General features: G+C 38.2%; 10 protein-coding genes. 1 reads left to right on the top strand and 9 read right to left on the bottom strand.

Annotated features, from left to right (window positions below; genetic code table 11):
• The 9 genes from ACO1B7_RS16190 to ACO1B7_RS16150 all read right to left on the bottom strand — a co-directional run bounded on the left by ACO1B7_RS16190 (nucleotide 1) and on the right by ACO1B7_RS16150 (nucleotide 18,260).
• Nucleotides 1–1,191, bottom strand: coding sequence for a hypothetical protein (locus tag ACO1B7_RS16190; RefSeq protein ID WP_423090395.1), 1,191 nt, complete (start codon nucleotides 1,189–1,191; stop codon nucleotides 1–3).
• 5 nt (nucleotides 1,192–1,196) lie between these two features.
• Entirely contained in the window at nucleotides 1,197–2,033 is an 837-nt protein-coding gene (locus ACO1B7_RS16185) for a hypothetical protein (protein ID WP_005028686.1), read from the bottom strand.
• A gap of 12 nt (nucleotides 2,034–2,045) precedes the next feature.
• The gene (locus ACO1B7_RS16180) at nucleotides 2,046–3,008 is read right to left on the bottom strand and encodes a hypothetical protein (RefSeq protein ID WP_005028689.1); all 963 of its coding nucleotides are present in this window, start codon (nucleotides 3,006–3,008) and stop codon (nucleotides 2,046–2,048) included.
• Between the two features lie 25 nt (nucleotides 3,009–3,033).
• Complete coding sequence (locus ACO1B7_RS16175) at nucleotides 3,034–3,834, bottom strand: hypothetical protein (protein WP_024160804.1); 801 nt, start codon at nucleotides 3,832–3,834, stop codon at nucleotides 3,034–3,036.
• 9 nt (nucleotides 3,835–3,843) lie between these two features.
• Nucleotides 3,844–4,272 carry a hypothetical protein gene (locus tag ACO1B7_RS16170; protein ID WP_005028693.1) on the bottom strand — a complete coding sequence of 143 codons (429 nt, stop codon included), beginning with the start codon at nucleotides 4,270–4,272 and terminating at the stop codon, nucleotides 3,844–3,846.
• 68 nt (nucleotides 4,273–4,340) lie between these two features.
• Nucleotides 4,341–5,234: a hypothetical protein gene (locus ACO1B7_RS16165; protein WP_005028694.1), complete on the bottom strand. Its 894-nt coding sequence runs from the start codon at nucleotides 5,232–5,234 to the stop codon at nucleotides 4,341–4,343.
• A 2-nt stretch (nucleotides 5,235–5,236) separates the two neighbouring features.
• Nucleotides 5,237–9,670: a hypothetical protein gene (locus ACO1B7_RS16160; RefSeq protein ID WP_423090394.1), complete on the bottom strand. Its 4,434-nt coding sequence runs from the start codon at nucleotides 9,668–9,670 to the stop codon at nucleotides 5,237–5,239.
• Between the two features lie 312 nt (nucleotides 9,671–9,982).
• Nucleotides 9,983–16,594 (bottom strand): strawberry notch C-terminal domain-containing protein, encoded by a 6,612-nt coding sequence (locus tag ACO1B7_RS16155; RefSeq protein ID WP_423090393.1) that lies wholly within the window; start codon nucleotides 16,592–16,594, stop codon nucleotides 9,983–9,985.
• A 31-nt stretch (nucleotides 16,595–16,625) separates the two neighbouring features.
• Nucleotides 16,626–18,260: a hypothetical protein gene (locus ACO1B7_RS16150; RefSeq protein ID WP_423090392.1), complete on the bottom strand. Its 1,635-nt coding sequence runs from the start codon at nucleotides 18,258–18,260 to the stop codon at nucleotides 16,626–16,628.
• A 1,692-nt stretch (nucleotides 18,261–19,952) separates the two neighbouring features.
• On the opposite strand from ACO1B7_RS16150, the gene ACO1B7_RS16145 reads away from it, so the two are divergent.
• Nucleotides 19,953–20,429: a hypothetical protein gene (locus tag ACO1B7_RS16145; RefSeq protein WP_005005780.1), complete on the top strand. Its 477-nt coding sequence runs from the start codon at nucleotides 19,953–19,955 to the stop codon at nucleotides 20,427–20,429.
• Nucleotides 20,430–20,594 lie beyond the last annotated feature (165 nt).

The raw sequence follows: 20,594 nt of genomic DNA, 5'->3' as shown, positions 1-20,594 counted from the left end.
TTAAAATTGAGGCATAGTTTGTGAAAGCTTAACTTTCACTGACTGGCCGTATTTCGTTTTCACATCATCTTTTATCGGCTGAGATTTCGCTAAAAGTAATGCAGACAATAAACCTTCTTCACGCAAACTTTGCTTGTAAGTTTGAAGATCTAAATAAACAGAAACGCCGTTAATGATATTGGCTTCTTTAAGTAGACCGCGTGGATCTTGCATCGCCATCGCCATTTGCCATTTTTTAGCTTCAGGACCACCGTAGTAACGTGCGATTGTTTGGTCGATCAAATCGTTGGCAGACACCATTTTGCCGTCAATATCTTTGAATGATTTTGTATTTTGCGCGTCAATAACCGCCAAGCTATACGCTGGCATAGCAAGTAAAGCTGTTTTTTGGTTGGTTGCTTGCAAATAATCTCGACCAGCTGGAGTACGTGCCGTTGCATTAGACAATGATTTATCTGGTGTACCTAAAATGTTTTCACGCACGTAATGTCTTGCAAGAGCTTCTTTTGAGCCAGGTGCAACAGACTTAAACAGTAGGGAAGCATTGGTATCGCCACCCGGTAATTTAGACAACGTACATTGACCAGCTTGTGCTTCAGCAACCGTACAGAATTCAGCTTTATGCACGTTTAGGCGTTGATTAATCACTTCCTGTTGAGAGCCAACTAATTTACCGCCGACTTGAGAAGTTTGAGTCGCCATATCAGCTGCTTGATCAATCACTTGACCAGATGCACTCGACATATTTGTATTTTCAGCCAAAACCTCACAAGACTTAAAGCCTTGACCAGTATTGGCGCCATAAGCAAATTGTGCTTTTTTCATGGTATCTGACTGTAAAAGCGCTTGAATACCAGAGGCAATAGTTTGGGTGTTTTTAGTTGTCGCATCGGTAATTTGGTTAGCAGCTTGCGCCTTTTGCTTCACCGCAACTTTAAGCGCTGCAACGATGTTTTCAGTCGAATCATCTAACTTTCTACGGGTACTTTGAAATACTTGTTGAATATCATTTGCTTGGTTGCTTGCATGATTAGGAATCTGAGAAGACATCTCGCTCATAATCGTACCCAAACCAACCGTAGCCCATTCAGCAAAAACAGGACTACTAATCACCAAAGTTGCACCTAAAATGACAGGTACAAACTTTGATTTTCCTTTAGGCTGTCTTAAAGTATTTTTACGCTTTCTCATAGTCATTACTCAAAGAATTTGGCTGAAGCATTGGAGTTTGGTGTAGTGCGTTGCATCACATTATTAGCCACCGAATAGTTAGCCAGTGATGAAAGAGTACTTCCAGCCATGTATTTATTTTGAAAATCAACGCAAGTTGATGAAGAGCATTCCATCAATCCGACTGGAACAACGTTGTTAGATGCAATTGACGAGTAGTTCAATGCAACAGTCGCTTGCTGTTCAGAAAGTCGAGAACGAGAAAAAACAAAAGCAGTATCAATGTCGCCATACTGCAGACCATTTGGAATCAAATTACAGACACCCATTTTTGCTTCTTCTACGCCACACGAGGTCGCCAAGTGAAACGCATATGGTGAGGTTGCTTCATCTGTTGAATTTGAGAAAAGTTTCCCTGAAACATCTTGCATGTATTTAGAAACGTTAAAGTCTTTTAAGTTTCTATTGAGATCGGTTTGTTCACGTTCTTCAAGAGCCGTACAAAAAGCTGAATCAGGGAGGGCAGCATTCGTACCAGAATTTAAAATCGCTTTTTTGATCTCAATATTTTTATCGACACTTTGAATACCAGCAACGATCATTTCTGAATCACGCGTTTGGTTATCAACAATTTGATTTGCACTGACCGCTGTTTGTTGAGTAGATACACGCACAGCAGAACGTACCATCAATTGCTGAGCTTGTATTGCAAGCTCAGAAAGGATAGTGCCAAGACTAAAAGCATTGGTAAAAAGTGGTACGGATAATAGACCAACCGTTAAAGTACCCACCGCAATTGCTTTAACAGGTGAAAACTGATTAACAGTAATTCTTCTTTTACGCAGATTATTTCTATTTTTCATACCACCCCCAACTTAAGAGAAAAAGTCTTTAATTGATTGGGTGACAGAAGTAGATTCTGAACTTGAAGTTTTTGCGTTAGACGGTGTGCTAGTACTGGCTTTTTGATCAGTTGAATAAGAAACTGGACTAGTCGAGCTACTACCATTGATTGTATAAGTATCTCCACCCTCAAAAGCACCGCTAGGCATAACTAGACCAGGATCAAGTTTACCAAGTTGACCATTCACAGCAGTACCAAGCGCACCCGATACATCAGTATATTGACCAGCTTTGTTGATTTCACCTATAACATCATTCAATGGGCCAACAAGTTCAGTACTTGCAGTTTTCATTGCGTCACACGCTTTTTTAGTCGCGTAATCGACAACCATTTGTTGCGCTGCATTGATGATTGTATCAAGTGATGGAATAGTCACAGAAAGGTCAATGATTTTACCGATGTCAGCAAAACAGCCACCTTGACTAGCTGGACTGAACATTTTGTTAATATCGATTGGACGACCCCAAACCGTCATTTGTAGATCTAAGTTGTCTTTAACGACTTTACCGATCCCATCAGTTGCACATGATTCAATATTGGTTTGAATGTTTTGAGCAGCTGCTTGTTCACCTTTTTTAACCGCCATGAAGTTGTTTTCAGCAGCAGTAGAGTTGAATGACGAATTAGAACTGGTAGACGAATAATATCCGCTATTTGAATTCGACAAAGGCGTATCACCACCAGAGCTACTTGCAATGGTCGATGATGTTGCGATGTTTAAGTTACCCATGTTTTGAGTATTACTGGTAACAGAAGCAACGGAACTTTGTTGAACTGCAATAGCACTTGAACACCCAATAACGGTAGCAACAAAAATGCTTAAAGCACTTTTAGTTTTAAAAGCTGGCTTAACATTTTGTAGATTAGGGTTAGTCCTTAAAGTCTTGCCCCGAACTTGTTGTAGCCTTTTAGCTTTCTTGTGATTGTTACGCATATCTAGCCCTTTAAAAGAGTTATGATTAATGTTTTTTAGAAGCAAGTTCGCAAAGCACTACAACATCTTTTACTACAGCTTCACTACTTAAATATAAGGTAGCTATAAGGTGTTTTAACTCATATATCCTTTTAGCGAACTTATATATAGAATCATAATACCATTCTTCACCATATTGTAGTATATACTTCTCATTGGTTAAACATAGTTTTATGAATTCTTTTAAAATAGGACGCTTAAAAATAATAGCTGTCGTAATATATATAAACTGAGTACTAACCAAACACATTAAAGTATTAATTAGCTCTACTTCCTCTTTTAAGCATTCCTGTAAAACCGATGGCTTTAGGGTTTTAGAAAAACCTTCCTCAGTCACAATATCTTTTAAAAAACCTGAATCCGAGTACTTATTTTTCAGAAAATTACTTAATTCATGCACGTTCTTTAAGTAAATATTGATCTGATCTTTAGACGCAGTTTTGAAATGTTCCTCTACACGTTTTGGATCGTTTAACGTGATGTCGAGCATTTCAGATTCATTGTTTTTTTGATTTAAAAGCACAAAAGCGGTGAAGCTGGTAACTTTGCGTGTTTCGCCAAGATAGCCACTACTGCAAGCATTCAAAAAAACAAGGCAATGCTGTTCAGTAAGATACAAGCCGTATTCTTTTGGTGTACCTGGTTCAAAGAAATTGAGTGAACGCTTATCAAAATGAAAAGTGTTCTCTAAGGTCTGACAAAAGTAGTTAATAGAGTGTACAAAAGCTTCTGGTACAAAGGTTGTAGGCTCTTGAGACAATGCTATGTTTTGGCTTTCTATGCTCATTCCCACGATTTAGTCCTCTTTGAGAGGTAGGGCGTAATAGCCCATTTGACTTAAAACACGTAAAGGAATATCAAAGTTAAGACTTTGCGTTAGACCAGATTTAGGGTTAAAGGTTTTAGCTGAAGCTATAAACAAAGTTTGCTCATTAATAAACACTTGAATGCTATTCGTGACTTTTTGTTCATCAAGTATGACGCCACATACAATATCTAATTTCACATCAAACGTATAAGCATCCATTTGAACGTCTATTGATTCCCAATCGATCGTCATGAACAAGTTTTGGTTTTCAAATTCCAAATTACCTTCTTCAAGAGCTTTATGGATTAATCCCTTTTCTAATAATTCCAAGTAAAACGCATGTAAAGGCGTTGCATCTGCAAAACCATGAGGATTAAACGGCGTTCTTGTCGGTTCAGTGATTTTAGTTTGAATCATGTTTAACTCCATTAAAGGGTATTTAGATTCTATCTTAAAACACCCTAAATGTTTTTATTTAAAATTAATTAAAACCCATTGCTATAAGTTGAAGCGCTTTCTTTAGTTTTAACGTTTTCAAGATTGCTTTGCGTAATAGTATCTTTGTAATGCTGACTAAACGTATTTTTACCCGTTTCGTTTATGTTCTTAAGCTCATTTTTAATGACCTTAAGATAGTCTTGATATTTTGGTGACTGTTCTACATAAACTTCGGTCGCTGCAATTGAGAACATGTTCTTATCATTGGTTGCGATCGGAAATAGGGCAGTATAGGAAGCATCTTGCTTGAGCTGGTCTACAGTTGTTTGTTGCTCAATGATCTTCGCCTGATAGTCCAACAATGTTTTATTGATGTTTTCATGACTATGGATAACGAAATTCAACTGTCTGTCATTCGGACGTTCAAGGGTAAACGGCTGATCGATACCAGAAAGCTTATTACAGATCTCCATATTGTATCGGTAGGCTTCAAACGAGTCTGAAAAGTGATTAAAGTCTTTTCGGAGAGCATTATTGTTTTCTAAGTCTTGCTGAAAGTCTTGAAAGCATTGCAATACATATTCATCTTCATTTTTTTCAACGAATAATTGAGCGATGTTGGAGCACTGGTGCCGTTCGCAGAGATCCGCAAGCTTTTGAATGCTTTTAACCTCATTTTTCTTTTCTAAGATATTGCGTAAATGTAGCTGAGTTGCCCGATACTCTTGCATCAACATATTGTGATGCTCGACAAATAGCTCATAATCGCTTTTAAGGTACGGACTGGCACCTTCAATCTCACGCTCTACCTTTTCATGCTTAGAGTTGATTTGAACACGCTCACGCGTGGTATTCACTGTATTTTGACCAAAACCACCTAAGATTTTATCAAAAGTAATCATCGCATCGATGTCGCCAGTTACGTTTTTATAGAGATCCATGATTAACGCCCCAATGTTTGATCATTGTCATGATCGTTTCTACGTGCGACTTCTAAATCTATATGCTTATCAAGGTCACTCAAAAATTGAGATGTCGTATTTTTCTCAAGCTTTACTTGGTCTAAGTAGTTTTTAGTATTGAGATTCAAACCATCTTGGAGCGCTTCTAAGCGTAGGCCAGTTTTATCAAAATCAGCTTCAAGGATCTGATTCACTTCTTTGATTTTTTCCATGTCTTGCTGTTCTAGACGGTGTAACTTCACATCCTCATGAATCGCAGCGATATAGTGATCGGTTAAGATCTCTTGCTTTAAGTGCTGAAGCGCAATTTCCACGTTTCCTGTTTCGGCAATCACGGCGTTGAAGCTGTCAAAGATTTGACCTGTTTCAGCCGAGTTTCTAAATTCAACAATACGAGGCTCAACACTATTAAGGTTTACAAACTTGGCATCACCATACGCAGTAGGTAGTACTAGATGATCATCCATACATTCAAAAAGTTGCTTATATTCAGCATTCATAAGATTTGATGCTGCTTGAAGCTTTAAATCTTGTTGTAACGTGTCTAGGCGTTGGTTGAGATGTAGAAAGCTTTGAACATACATCTCGTTTTGAGAGTTTTCAGGCGCAACAACGGTTGAGGCCATACCTTTAACAACATTTTTCAGTTGCGTATTTTGAATCTGATCAGCAATTTGATTAAGCGCGTTAATGTGATCGGCTTTCACAAGGTTATTGTTTTTCAGTTGTTCAATAAATTGATTTTGTTCAATCACTTTTTCACTTTCCTTTTCGCTGAATAACGAATCTTTAATTTGTTGTTTCACCTGGTCCAAGTTAGAGAAGAGGTGAAGTACTTCTTGTTCATTGCTGTTATTGACTGCATTTAGCAATGTAACAAACACATCATGGCTGATTAGTTGTTGCTGATTATTTTCCGCATTCTGAAATTCAGCAATTTGACTACGGCTAATGACTTCAACACCAACATCATTGATATAGCTTGCGCCAATCGGGGAGAGTTGATTATCTGGAGCTTTTACGGCGTAGTACTCGCCTGATTTGCCATCATCTTTGGCGCATAGACCAATATATGTATTGCCATCTTGCGTAATGATTTTTGAACCGATGCTATTGAGTGCTGCAGAGGGTTGTAACGTACTCAAAGTTTGAATCAATTCTTTTTCGCGATTTTGATGAATTGCATTACTTACTGCCTGGTAAACTTCAGGATCTAAATAAGTCACCTGATTGGCAGATTCTTCATTGAGCGCCGTGACAGTATTCCACTCTAAAATATCTTTACGCGGTATCGTTGTAATACCGGCATTAATAATATCTTCCGTGGTAATTTGACGATCAAGGTTAGTAATGGCCACGGCGTTGTATTCGGGTGCAATTGATTTATGACCTTCCGAATCTGAAGTCAGTACCACGAATTGACCGTAATCCGTTTTCACCATGGCACCTACAACACTGAGCTTGCCTTCCAAAATCATTTTTGAAAGTTCAAGTTCACGTTCGGCAGATCTGGCATAAGTATTAGTCTGTTCTGCAGTATTGTTGATGGTAGCGGCTTTGAGCTTGTCTAAATATTCACTTGAAAATTTACCAAGCGCATTTAACTCGTCTATCGGCTCGACAGACTCCAGCTCATACAGTGGAACGGTAGAGGATTCATTCACGATGTCTTTAAGATAAAGCACATCTTGTTCAGTGATATTTTCGAGATCTTCAATCACCGAAAGAGGCACAACGATCGCACGTTTATCCAGATTATCGGAAGCTATATCCAAAACAACCATATTGGTTTGGGTTGTTTCATCTTCATAAACCATACCGACAAACTGTTCAATTTCAGCATAAGAAACATTGTTGTGACGGTCTTTAAAGAATGCTTCTAAGTCAGAATCATGATCAACATAAATACTGTCATAAGGGTTCATTGGTTTACCGTCATTGTTTTGGTCTTGGCTTTGCGGTGCTGATTGAGTTGCCGACTGTTCTGCAGTATTGCCTTTAAACTTACCCAAAAGGTTTGAAAGTTTAGATTTGACTTTCTTTACTTGATCCGAAATTATTTGACCTGATTGATAGGCACGTTGAATAAACTGATCTTTGTATGAAGCTTTGGCTTCTTCAGTCATTTGTTCTGGATCTTGCCCTAATGGATATTCGGCACCAAGGAACATACGTGCTTGTTCTAAGTACTGAGAACAAATGGGTTCAAAAAAGCGACCTTCAAACTCATGGATCTTTTCAGACTTAATGCCTTCATGCAGTTCTTCAATTGAGAGAAACGTTACTTTGTCTTCAATCGCTTCTAAATAGAACGGCGTAATCGGGGTAGGTGCATCGCTACCTTCCACTTGAGGCGGTAAATCTGCTTCTTTAACTAGTTTGATAAATGGGGTAGAGGATTCAACACCTTCGACAGAATCCTTACCGACTACATCAATCACGATGTATTGTTCACCGTCAATGGCATAGACTTTACCGACATTTAGATCGAATTCTTCTAAGGTAACGCCGTCACGGTCTTTATTCAGTTGAGTGGTATATGGATCGTTTAAAAGAGGCAACATTTGCTCTTTAGAGATCGGTTTTAAAATATCGGCATTCTTACCAAGTTCAGTCAATTTTGATTTATCGGCTGTATTGGCAAGCTGTTCGGGTTGTTGTGCGTCTGGATGGTTACTTTTAACGGTAACATCAGGATTGATTGGTTTATCCCAAATGTTTTTCAGGTTATCAAGGCTTTTGTTCTTGTTGAACATGGCCATAATCGCTGCAATGATCAACTTGATTGTTTTCTTAACCAGTTCAATCATGACTGCAATCATTTTTGCACTGAGCGCAGCGAGTTCATCAGCGACCGTTCGTGGATGGCCGTGGCTATTTTCACGCGCTAAAGGAGGACGTTCGTTACCTTCCTCATTTCGCATATCCTTAAAGCTTTTAGAGGCAACGCTACTTGCAGCCAAACTTGCTTTGTCTTGTGGACCACCAGCAATGTTTAATGTGCTCTTTGGTGTACCTTTTGGTGCATTCGGATCAGCTGATTCAACATCTTCCTTTACTGTCTCTTTAGTCTTCTGATTTTCTTTATGTTCTTTCAAAAGTAGAGCAGCTTGTAACTGGTCGCTATGTTCACGGGTTTCTAATAACTGAATTACTTCCTTGGTTAACGTGTCCGTATTGAATTCAAGATAGTGAATCTCAAGTTGTTCAAGTCGAGCAGCTGTATGGTCGCTATTCACACGCCATTGATCCATGACGATAGATTTTGGCACTAAGCCAAGTTCTTCAGCTTCAATCCCACGAATTAAGCAAAAGTCACGCACTTGGCGCATCAATGCGTTAATTTGGTTTTTATCGGTTAATTCACCTGAAAAATAGGTATTCGGTGCACCCGTAACTTCGTTGTAGATCTGCTGTTTTGCTTCACGCACGACTTGGTTTTGGTTAATCAGGCCTTCAATCGCGAATTGACGATTACTCAGGAAGTTGAGGGCATTTTCTTTAGTTGCACCCTTCAGGCTTAAACCATAGTAGGGCTGAGTGATAAAAGATTTTGTCTCAAAGTTAAAGAGGGTTTTTTCAGCCACTTGAACGGCTTCAAATGGATTCTCTTCTTTGGAAAGGAGGAAATCAGGATCATTGTCTGATAGGTATAATTTAGAGTCTGCAGTTGTATAAACACGGTCTTCAACTGGCAATGAACTGTTATTTTCAGCAATATTGCCTAATCCTTGGTCCAGTGCGTTTTTAGTCTGGATTTTATTCAGAGCCGCAATAAACTTAAGATCATCATCATTCTGCAGATCAAGCCCGATGTCTGCAAAGAATTCTAATTGACTGGCTGGCTCTCTTTGCTCAAGTGCATCAAATACTTTACCAATCAGAACAGGATCAAGTTCAGCTAAATCATTGACAGTGACAGCGGAAAGATCAAACGTGTTTTCAGGAATGATGGACCGTTCATTCTCGTAATTCGGGTAACTACTACGCTCATAATCACCTTCGTCAAAAAACATCGGTTCATCATCGTTCAACCGAGTATCTTCAAGAGGGGGAGCGTAATCATAATCTGGGTGCCCAGGAGGTACAGAGTTACCGCCCATAGGCTGATCATATTGTTCATACTGATCATACTGATTATTTTGATACCCATCATCTTGCATGACTGGCGGTTCTTCCATTAATGGAGGTTCAGATAGGGGATCATTGGGATATGGTTCAGACTGGTATTGTTGCGATTGATCTTGTGCAACATTGTTTTGTTGTGGCGTAGGCTGGATGGATTGAAATTCCACGCCGTCCAAACTTAAATCATCCCACTGTTCCAGGCCCTCATTGAAAGTTAATGATTGGCCGTCTTGCAGTTGATCAAGTGTTTGCTCGTCAAAATTATCTTGTTTAGGGCTTTGGTCCATATTTGATCCTTATGACAGGTGGCCTTCCTGGTTTTAAGAGTCCTTTTTAGAATCTGTATCAACATTCCAAATAAAGTCTTCTTTAAAGTCAGAATTAAAACCAGTTGTGATGTCTAATTCACTGTCAAAATCCACTAAATCTGAGTTATTAGAAGATTCCTCTAAGGGATTAGAGTTGCACATAAAATACCTGTATTTGTTTTTTAAAACGTCAATGTGATCGTCACGGATATGATACATGGTATATACGAACTAGACCACACGTAATTGTTATTCACGTATGGTCTGGTATATACCTTTTAAGGGAGGGTTTTAGAAAGATAATTGCTGGATTTCTTGATCGTTATCTAAGGTTTTACCCTTAGGTAACTCAGCCTTATAAGCTGGCTCTTCTGGAGGATTAAGCATACGGTTAATTTCATTTAAAAAGTAATCATTACCATCAGGAAGCTTAGATTTTAAATCCAAAAAGGCAGCTTCAATTTTGGTTGTACTGTCCAGCTCGTCAACAAAGCGTTCAACATCCTTGAGATCAAGCGCAAATCTAAACTCATTACGGCCTGGCTCAGTAAAGTGGATGTTCAACGATTCATCTGTTTTACCGCCTTTAGGATCATGGAATACGTTGGTATTCGACATAAAGCGATTGAACTGTTTTGCAACAGATTTCACCGTCACATTAAAGCAGTCTGACCCGTTGTAGTAGAACTCAATACTTGCTTTCTTGTACGGGAAATTAACCTTAGTACCCACATAGTTATTGCGGTTGAAATCAATGTTTACAGGCAATTGATTAAAGAAGTTCGCAATCTCTTTAACTTGCTTAAACGTCACTTGGTTTTCAAGAGAGCTTTCAAACAAGTCAGTTGGTGTATTTGATGGCAATAATAACGCACGGTTACGCATACCATCAGCATCGGTAAATATAACGGTTGAATGTCGTAGATCTAGTGAGCTGACAATCTTATGTGCCTTGAACATATTGCCCGTTAAGGTAATCGCTTGTCGTGTGACATCACCAGACGGCGCTTTCTCAAAATAGGTACGCGTATAACGGGAATAATTGTTTTGTTCAGTAAATAAGTTCACCAAGGGTTGACGATCCTCAACATGACGTCTATTCACATCAGCATAAGAATAAAATTCAGGATTGAAGCGTTTTAGGATAATACGTCCTTTTTCACTCACTGGAGCTACCCAATCCAAGTCTTGCTTGGCATTTTGCATGGTGTAATTGATCAGTGGAACTTTAAACGACTTCTTATCACCAGGGTAAACCAAATCAAGCTTAACCGCATTCGGTGTGATTGCACCTACACGTAACGGCGGTAGGTCTAGACGTAGCAAAGCACCTGTTTTGTGATCTGGCGTCACTTCATCATCAAAAAGACTAGGTTTTGAGATAAGGAACAATAACCCATGCGCTGAATGACCTTCTTTTTCGTTCCTTTCCATAGAACGAGCCAAGAATTTTAGATCCTGAACAATTCGATACATGCGATCAAAGTTAGAGGTCAAAATAGGATCATTGGCAAGATAAACCGCTTCAGCTACTTTTTCAAAAGCATCTGCAGAGTGATCATCAGGTTTACGAAATTGAATATCATCAATGTGTTTTACATTGGCTTCAACAACACCGAAATGATCAAATACTTCGTGTCGATAATCACGAATCACTTCACCACGCATTTGCCCATTTTTGAAAAATAACTTTTGCTTAGCAAAGCCTTCATATTTTTGGTACATCAATGCCTCAAAGTTATAGGCATAGTGTAGTAGTCCGTGTACCGTTTCATTGATGTTTTCATTGATACGTTTAAATTGACGCACCAGATAATCATCACTTTCTTTGAACATGAGTTTTAGATTGTCAGCACGTAATGGCTCAACATGTTCAATGTATTGCAGACCTTCAAAACGCACAGGTAGATCAAAGGTATTGATCTTGGCTGCTTCTGTTTCTGAAGTCACGGTAAAGAAGTTGTCCTTCACTTCAAACTCACGGACTTTTTTAGCTTTCCAGTCTAAAAAGTTGGTCTTGAGAGGGTTACGACCCAACAAGTCTAATTCACGGATCTTATCGTTATAGTCAACAACCAAGTCTTGATAAACCTGTTCTTGCTGACTAATCGGCATCAAAATCAGTTTAGATAGCAACTGGTTCACATGATAGTTTTGCGCCGTGCGATATGATGGTCCTTTTTCATCATCCGAAATATCAATATCAAGTGTGTTCGCCAAGTTTACGTTATTTTTTAAATAGTCCAACGCTACCCGGTTGCCAATGTAGTTGAGCATGTCAGGATAATCGTTTTCGTTAAACTTGGTTTCTGAGTTGGCAGAGACGTTCGCTGATAGGGTAGACAGTTTACGCATCATCATTAAGTGCATACGTGTTTCTGCTGGAATACCCGAATCTACTGTCGTCATAATCGGATGTGATTCTTCACCACGGCGACCCACACGACCGATCATCTGAATCGTATCGGTAGAGTTCTCAGGTTTTTGCAAGAAAAACAACTCACGTTGGCGCAAGTGATCCGATGGAATTGTAGGATCAGGGTTTTTGGCTGCATGTAGAGAAATACCCGTACAACCAGAGCGAGTCACAATAACAACATCGATTTCACCAGATTGGAATTTTGATTGAACCAAAATCTTACCTTGTGTCGTATTGTTCTCTTGTTTATTAACCTTCCATTTGCCGTCTCTTGTTTCCGTTAAGTGGATCTGACGGCCAGAGATTTCATCAATCTTGAAGCCAGCTTTTGTCACCTTGTTACGTAGTACGTCCAAAGGCATCAAAGGTAGGTCAGGGAACTTTTGAATCTTTTCTTTGATACGATCCAAAATGATTTTATACGGACTTACCACTGGATCGCCGTTTTCATTAAATGTCACTTCCGTACTGAGCTTCTTAACGAACGAGTTACCGTAGTTATCTTCAGCTTTCACCACATCGATGCGATCTAACATCACTTCAAGCAAGTCACGGAATTGTGGGAGTTCATCTAAAACAGAAATTTGACTTTGCAGATAGCTACCGCGCTTATATTCAAGCTTAGTCAATTCCTTTTGAATATTTTTCGCTGCTTTTTCATCGCCAGCGTCACGGTTTTCTTTGATCATGAGTTTTTGAAGCTCATTTTCAAGAAATTCAATTTCTGACGATACCGACTTGAAGTTATTAAACGCTTTTTCTTTTTCAGGCGAATCAGCGGTAACGTCTTGCGCCGTATCTGCTTTTAAAATCGCTTCCATGCGACTTTGCATCAAAATGTTGAATAGACTCTCACCCGTATTTTCCAAACCAATCACGGGCTTTCTACCCTCATGTAATGCCTGAATCACAGCATCACTTGTAGAGTCAGTTTTCAATGCCAATAGGAATTGCTTTTGGATCTGGTACATTCGAGATCCAAAGTTCATCACACTCAAACTTAAACGGTTTTTCGGATCGTCTGAATCCTGATGAAAGTCTAAATTGGCAACAGCATCATCATCATTGGCAATGTTTTCTAGCGCATCGAGGCGAATATCTTTAGAAAATTTCACCATGTCCGTCAAGATGTCAGAAAGAACATCTGAGTAATTGTGAAATTTCTTAATTTCCTCTTCAGTTGGCACAAAGGTTTGAATGGTAATGTGCGAGAGATCTTGCTCTCTACGAATCATGGCAGAGCTGTCTACCAAACCTTCAGAAATAAACTCCAAAATTGGACCATCTGCATTATCGATAACCTTTTGTAAGTCATTACGAGATACGGATCGAGGGAACAATTTATGGAAGAATTCAAGATTTTCAGGTTTCTTAATTGCCGATGCAGACTGGAAATTAATTAGATTGGTCTGATCAATAACATCTAAGAAAAATTGACTTGTAGCTGATTTCAAGGATGCTGCACGGTGCGTTTCATCCATCACCAAAACAGTGTCTTGATTAATAAAACGAGTCAATAACGCACGTTTCCGGTTTGGTCGGTTAAATTGGCTATACGTTGCCAATACCAAGTCATGTTGCGCTGGAATATCTTCAATTTCCTTAGGTAGATCTTGGCCAGTGAATAAAACCTCTTCAGTACCAAAGCGGTTAATCACAGCATCCGAGTTAAAGATAAACGGATCTTTAAAGAACTTGTCACTGTCTGTAGCAACAATATCACGCCAAATGTCGTTCAAGAGTTGCGTTGTATCTGTAAGGAAAACAGGGGGCTTTCCTCTTAACGCACTATATCGTAAACACGCAGCTGCAATACGACCTTTACCTAAACCCGTCTGGTCGCCAATAAGCACAGGTAAGTTTTGGTCAAAACGTAAAATGATATGGGCAACCGCATCGACCTGTTCACATGCAAAAGCGGACTTTAGTGCATCAAAATTGTCATATTGCAATTTCTTAGCGACATAGGCATCAACAAGAGTAGGGTAGTTACCATTATCGACTTCAGCTTGGAAATTGATACCCCCAAAACCTAATACATTTTGGATGTGTGTAGTCAATTGAGCATTTGCCTGATTAATCGCTTTAATCTGGTTTTTAGCCACTAAAGCAATTGGCTCAGATGCCATAGACATCGGTATATACTTAACTTGGTATATATTTTCCGGAGTTGGTTCTGTTGTGTTTTCAGCATTAGGAACAGGAACAATCGGCTGTAAATTTGATTGGTCAGATTCAACAGTCGGTTCTTCTTTTTGCTCAGTACCGATCGCTAATTCAGAATTTAACTTAGCAATCTCTTCAGCAGTTAAACCCGGTTCCTGTTTTACTTGCTCTACCGCTGGTTCTTCAGCTGGTGTTTGTTCAGGTGTTTCACCCTCATTGGTCGCCGTGGTATCACCTACTTGAAGATTAACGTCATCGTCAAGGTCTTCATCCAGATTTTGGTTCTCGTGCGGATTCTTTACCTCAGGCACGAAATCATTGTCATTTTCATTTTCAAACATTGGTGTAGCTTCAGTTGGTGTAGGTACATCATCATCTGAACTGGTTGTTTGCGTACTAACTTCAACGGTTCCGAAGTCAAAAGAAACTTTATTCGGTTTTGATTTAGGTTTACGACCAAACATCGGTTTTGGTTTGACAGCTTCCTCTTGCTTAATCTCTTCTTCTTTAGCGACCACGACTTCATCAAACATAGTGACTGCAGACGTAGGCGTTACACTTGATGCAATATCTTCAAGTGGCGAAACAGGCTGTTCATCACCTAGACTGGCAAACAAATCGTCATTTTCTTTTTCAACAGGCTTAACCTCAACAACAGGTTCAACCACTGGTGCTTGTTGTGCTTGTTGCTCAACTGGAGTCGGAGTAGTTGGCTTGAAGTATAGATCCTTATTCGGATTCAAACGATTATAGATTACGTTATTAGCCCATCCCCAAAGTTCGTCATAGTCCGTAATGACTTTCAACTTATCTGGTACCACAGAAGATTGGTAAGTTTGTAGTAACGCTTGTTCGTTTTTACGATTGCCTACCACTAACATACGAACATTTTGATTAGCGCCGTTTCGTGCATATGCATTGCCGTGGATTTCTACAACCGCCTCAACTTCATAATGCTTATAGAGATAATTAAGTAAATTCTTTGATTTACGCTCAACCGTACCATCTGAAATCTGTTTATCTGAGCCAATAATGAAAACTGAACGCCCTTGATCGTTTCGTGCGTTTAGTGATTTAACCAGAATGGCATGGTCCAATTTATCCGTACTGAACCAGACGTTTTCTGATGGATCTACGCCGTTACGCTGTTGAACCAAAATTGGTGCAACACGTTCTAGTTTATCCATAGCACCAAAAGGAGGGTTGGCAATCACATAGTCAACTTTTTGCTTAAACGTTTGCTCAAAATCAATTTGTGTAGCATCTGCAGTAACAACCGTGCATTCATAATTTTGAGTCAGTGCTTTTGTACGTTCAGCACGTTTGGGATCTAACTCAACCGCATAGACAGAAGCATTACGCTCTTGGGTTAATAAACCGATTAAAGATCCATTACCCACAGTTGGCTCGAGCACGGAAAAGTTTTGTTTTGTTCGGTTATCACCCTCAATCAATAAGCGCTGAGCCACAAGTGACATCGGGATTGGAGTCGAATATTGCTGTAACATACGAATCGTATTGTTTCGCATGGTCTTAGTCGGCATGCGATTGTATAACGCTAAACTCGTTTTAAATGAGCTCTCAGTAAAATCAAGCTCACCTAACTTTTCGACCATCACTGTTTCAAGCGCTTCTTCTGCAGTATGGATCTGTTTATCTGTTACCTTGGATACATCAACGTCAGCATTTTTGGCTTGCGTGATTAGAGCTAAAAACTTTAAAAAGTCCTGGTGATTATGGCTCTTTGTTTCATGTTCTAATTGATAGATATAGCCTCTTAAGCATTCTTTTAAATCTTTTTGCTTGGTCGCACGTAAGTACAGACTAGACGGCTGATCATTAGGACCTTCAGGTATTTGCGTACCTTGGGCATTCACGTAAAAACGGTTATGAGCTGAAGCATAGATTTTGTTGCCATCAGAGTTATAACCGAGTGGAGTTGCACTATTCAACGCAACGTTCAATCGTTGTGGCACCAATGTTTTTGCTTGGGCATTGAACAAATCATGCAATTCTTGGCGAGTCGCAAGCACACTACGGATAAATTCTTTTGGAATACCCAAAACTTCATGAAACAGTCTTGGTTTGATCGTTTCATTCAAATTGTATTGATACAAGTGACCGTCAAAGTGAGGATAAGCCTCAAACTTCATCGGTGTAAAACCAATGTTATTCAAATTTTCTTTAGATAGTTTTTTTTGAACGTCCAATAAGAGTAATTGGCTATCCGTCTGGCCAACACGCCGTACATCGAGATATACACCAGCTTGTGATAAGTCGATCCATTTAATTTTTTCGTTTAAATCATGAGTAGTCATAGCGAACCTGAAGAAGAATTATTAAATTTGATTAAAAAGTCATGTCGTTATAGACATCAGAAGTCGCAGCCTTTTCTTGGCTTTTCTTAACATCCATTTCTGGCTGTCTGACTTTCATCATTAACTCTTGTGGATCAGGTAAAAGATCGTGGTTGAAGTTCTTAGATAACGGACTATCGATTGAAGCTTTATGTTGCTGTACATGCTCTACCGTAATTTCTGAAAAGTTCAACGCATTCATACGGGTTTGAGTAAGTTCAACAGGCTCGATAAACGAGACAAAACAATTATTCGAGTTCCGTTGGTGTGGTTGAATAACAATAAACGCTTCAGCAAATTGCTGTTTTGCATGCGTCAATTTATTCATGGTCTGACGATCAACTTGACTTAAAAATTGAGGATTTAAGTCGTGCGGTTTTGGATTGCCGTAGTCATCGGTAAATTGATTCACTAGGGGAGGTGCACCAACACCACGAACACCCTCACCAGTACGTAAATCTATTTCTGGATCTACCTTGCGAAAACCAGCGTGAGGCGTTTTATTGTTGAAAAATTTCTTTAAGAACGTGTCTTTGTAAAGCGCACCTAGTTGTAGTTGTTGGCCATGATAAACCTCAGGCAGTAATTTTTGACTCACCAAGCCAGCGTAAAGACGTTTTAAATTTTGATTTTTTTCTTTGTCTACATCTTCATTGTAGAACACTTTAATTTGTCGATCGCCAAGTAATGCAAACAGGGCAATACGGGCCTGGTCCATAACATAAACGTTCTGAGCCTGTTTATCGAACTGGTCTTTTTCATGCTGGTTGGATGGTACAAAATTTGGATCAAAAGTTGCGGTGTGAAAGTCATTGCCGTTCAAAATATCTTTGATACTTTCAATCGGATCTTTAGCAACCCGATAAGACTTTTTAGTTTTATCAATACCGCCACGTTGCATCAACGGATCTGGCTTAGCGAATTGCTTAACACTTTCACGATCAGCACTGTCATAGGTTGGAATCAATGGGATTGTAGTTAATACAGAACCAGACTCATAGCGCACAACAATTTTTGAAAATGGAATGCGCTCAGGTTGGTTGTCAGTACTATTCGATAAAGATTTAACAAGAAGCTGTAAATTATTTTTAATAATAGCGTTATGAAGTGCTGGAGAATTAATTTTTACATTGGGCACTTGCATATGTGCTGCATCTTCAATGATTTGAGCTTTAACAAAGAAATCGCCGTTTTTTTGTTGATGCACATTGATAGAAGTGACTGCTTTGATTAATTGTGAATTCGGGTTGTTACTCATTACGTTGCACCACTGAGCAACATAAGTTTTATAACCGTCAAGAGATTCGTAGGGTGAGTCAACACATTTGTCAAAACAGATAATTCGACCACGGTTAGCACCGCGATTATGTGTGTCTAATGAAGTACGTTGGTTACGTCCAGAATCAAATTTTGCGTGGACTTCATCTACTGAAACATTCTCAGTATGATGCTTGTTGAGTTTATTAATGATCTTCGTGAATTCTTCAGATGAACTCATTCGTATGCGAACTGGTTCATTGGTAGACATATCAAAGCCGTATGAATACAGCTCGTCTTGTTCATCATGTTTGTAAAATTGATCTACAGTCATGACGATACGTTTAATCGTATTATCACTTTTACTCATTTCTTAAATTCCACGCTTTATATTTTTGATTGCTGGTCATTGACTCAAGCTATTTATAAAATACTACAAAACCTCATTGGTATATACTAAGGAGGCAAATAAAAAATTAAAAAATATATTAAAAAGTTTAAGAGTAAATTTTTAAAAAGAAATTTTTTGTTTATTATCTTTCTAATTAAGGGAAGTTAATTAGGGACATTTTTTATGCTTATTTTTCATGATATTACAGGATTAGTACGGAAAAACACAAATGGTACGAGCGAAAATCAAATTCATTTGAGCGCAAATTGAATTTGAATTTTTAGAAAATAAGGCGTTTTTAGCTGGTTTTTGATGTTTTTATCCACTTTCCTATTAAATTCTATCCACAAATTAAGTTCTTGTATATTAGAATGAATTTAAAAATATGAGTAAAATATTGTTCATTTTTTAGCTTTTTGCAATATTGGAAATTTGCAAACTAGCAAGTGTTGTAAGTCGCTGTTTATAATAAAATTAAATAGAATAAAAAATACTTCCAGCGCAAATTAAATTCATTTGAGCGCAAATTAAATTCAAAACGTTGCGGATAACTTCTCCAATTTCCTGAGAGCCTTGATAATAAAGACTTTCAGATTTTATGAGGAATAGCCCTTATATATGACCCAACGATCGCTATTTAGCTTGTTTTACGACAAATCAATAACTTACGCCATTAGGACGGAAGAAAGTTTACAACCCATTTATAAAAAACTTTCGCTGAGTTCAGACTATAACAGAAAATCAATGAGTTACGCCATTAGGACGGAAGAAAGTTTACATCCACTTATAAAAAACTTTCGCTCGTATTTTGACACAACTATAAATCAATAACTTACGTCATTAGGACGGAAGAAAGTTTACAACCCATTTATAAAAAACTTTCGCTGGAAGTTAGGTACAGCCAAAAAGTTATAACCTAACCTTAAAACATACTAAACATACTATCTATGATAGTTGAGCTATTGGATCTGGACAAAAAAGTAAAATCAATAACTTACGCTATTAGGACGGAAGAAAGTTTACAACCCATTTATAAAAAACTTTCGCTCGTATTTTGGCACCACTATAAATCAACAACTTACATCATTAGGACGGAAGAAAGTTTACACCCACTTATAAAAAACTTTCGCTCGAAATTTGCCAGCAATATAAATCAACAACTTACATCATTAGGACGGAAGAAAGTTTACAACCCATTTATAAAAAACTTTCGCTCGAAATTTGCCAGCACTATAAATCAACAACTTACATCATTAGGACGGAAGAAAGTTTACAACCCATTTATAAAAAAGTTTCGCTCGAAATTTGCCAGCACTATAAATCAACAACTTACATCATTAGGACGGAAGAAAGTTTACAACCCATTTATAAAAAAGTTTCGCTCGTATTTTGGCACCACTATAAAACAATAACTTACGTCATTAGGACGGAAGAAAGTTTACAAACCATTTATAAAAAAGTTTCGCTGGGTGCCTATCTTGAGCACATATTTATTTGATCAAGTATTACATTGGTTAACTTACATTGTAATTGTGAATATTACTCATATAAGGCACTGTTTTTCATAGTCTTATTTATTAAGAAATTACTGTTAAAAATGCTTTTAATCGTAGTCTAATTAACGAATTGATGCTATAATGTCTACTCAGAATGCCTATGGGAATTCGAGATATGCAATATCAATCATTTAGTCTTAGACATCAAAAAATACTCATTGACTTCAATGTGTTTAGCTCTGGCTCGTCTGATATTTTGCTAAAAGGTGTTTTATCTGCCGAATTGCTTATTCTAGTTGATAATTTAAATGCATTTTATTCTGCAGAAGACGGTAGATACGTTGTATCAGCTGAAAAAGTTAACCACGTTACAGGTCTAGATTTTAATAAGAAAACTATCAACCAGATCATGCGTGAAGCTTGTGATTTATCATTTATGATTGATACAGATGCGAAGCAAGCTGCAGCACCTATGATTGACGAAATTCAAATCTTATCAAGTGGCGATATTACTTTTAAACTCACTAAAAGCTTTGATTTTTTTAGAAATTCTCTTAGTTTTAAAAGCATATATGAGAAGCTACCATACAGGTTCACTACTTCTAAACTAGAGTTACCGCAGATCGGTCAACAAATAATGTTAATTGCGTAATTAAGCCTCTGACGAGGCTTTTTTATTGTCTAAAATTTAGTTAGTATATACACAGCTTTAAAGCGAAAAGACTACAACGTTAGTTGGGTTGCAAATATATTTTTATTTTTATTTTTTAATTCAATCTCAGGCAATGTACGTTGTACGTTGTCTAAAGTGGAGCAG

The organism is Acinetobacter lwoffii, from assembly GCF_049367455.1.
GTDB classification, from domain to species: domain Bacteria; phylum Pseudomonadota; class Gammaproteobacteria; order Pseudomonadales; family Moraxellaceae; genus Acinetobacter; species Acinetobacter lwoffii_W.
Note: the sequence above shows the minus strand (reverse complement) of the source record. Positions and strands in the feature narration are given on the sequence as shown.

Excerpts from the sequence above, each read along its gene's own strand:
- ACO1B7_RS16175 (WP_024160804.1), bottom strand. The coding sequence starts at position 3,834 with ATGAGCATAGAAAGCCAAAACATAGCATTGTCTCAAGAGCCTACAACC.
- ACO1B7_RS16155 (WP_423090393.1), bottom strand. The coding sequence starts at position 16,594 with ATGACTACTCATGATTTAAACGAAAAAATTAAATGGATCGACTTATCA.
- ACO1B7_RS16185 (WP_005028686.1), bottom strand. The coding sequence starts at position 2,033 with ATGAAAAATAGAAATAATCTGCGTAAAAGAAGAATTACTGTTAATCAG.
- ACO1B7_RS16165 (WP_005028694.1), bottom strand. The coding sequence starts at position 5,234 with ATGGATCTCTATAAAAACGTAACTGGCGACATCGATGCGATGATTACT.
- ACO1B7_RS16150 (WP_423090392.1), bottom strand. The coding sequence starts at position 18,260 with ATGAGTAAAAGTGATAATACGATTAAACGTATCGTCATGACTGTAGAT.
- ACO1B7_RS16160 (WP_423090394.1), bottom strand. The coding sequence starts at position 9,670 with ATGGACCAAAGCCCTAAACAAGATAATTTTGACGAGCAAACACTTGAT.
- ACO1B7_RS16180 (WP_005028689.1), bottom strand. The coding sequence starts at position 3,008 with ATGCGTAACAATCACAAGAAAGCTAAAAGGCTACAACAAGTTCGGGGC.
- ACO1B7_RS16170 (WP_005028693.1), bottom strand. The coding sequence starts at position 4,272 with ATGATTCAAACTAAAATCACTGAACCGACAAGAACGCCGTTTAATCCT.
- ACO1B7_RS16190 (WP_423090395.1), bottom strand. The coding sequence starts at position 1,191 with ATGAGAAAGCGTAAAAATACTTTAAGACAGCCTAAAGGAAAATCAAAG.
- ACO1B7_RS16145 (WP_005005780.1), top strand. The coding sequence starts at position 19,953 with ATGCAATATCAATCATTTAGTCTTAGACATCAAAAAATACTCATTGAC.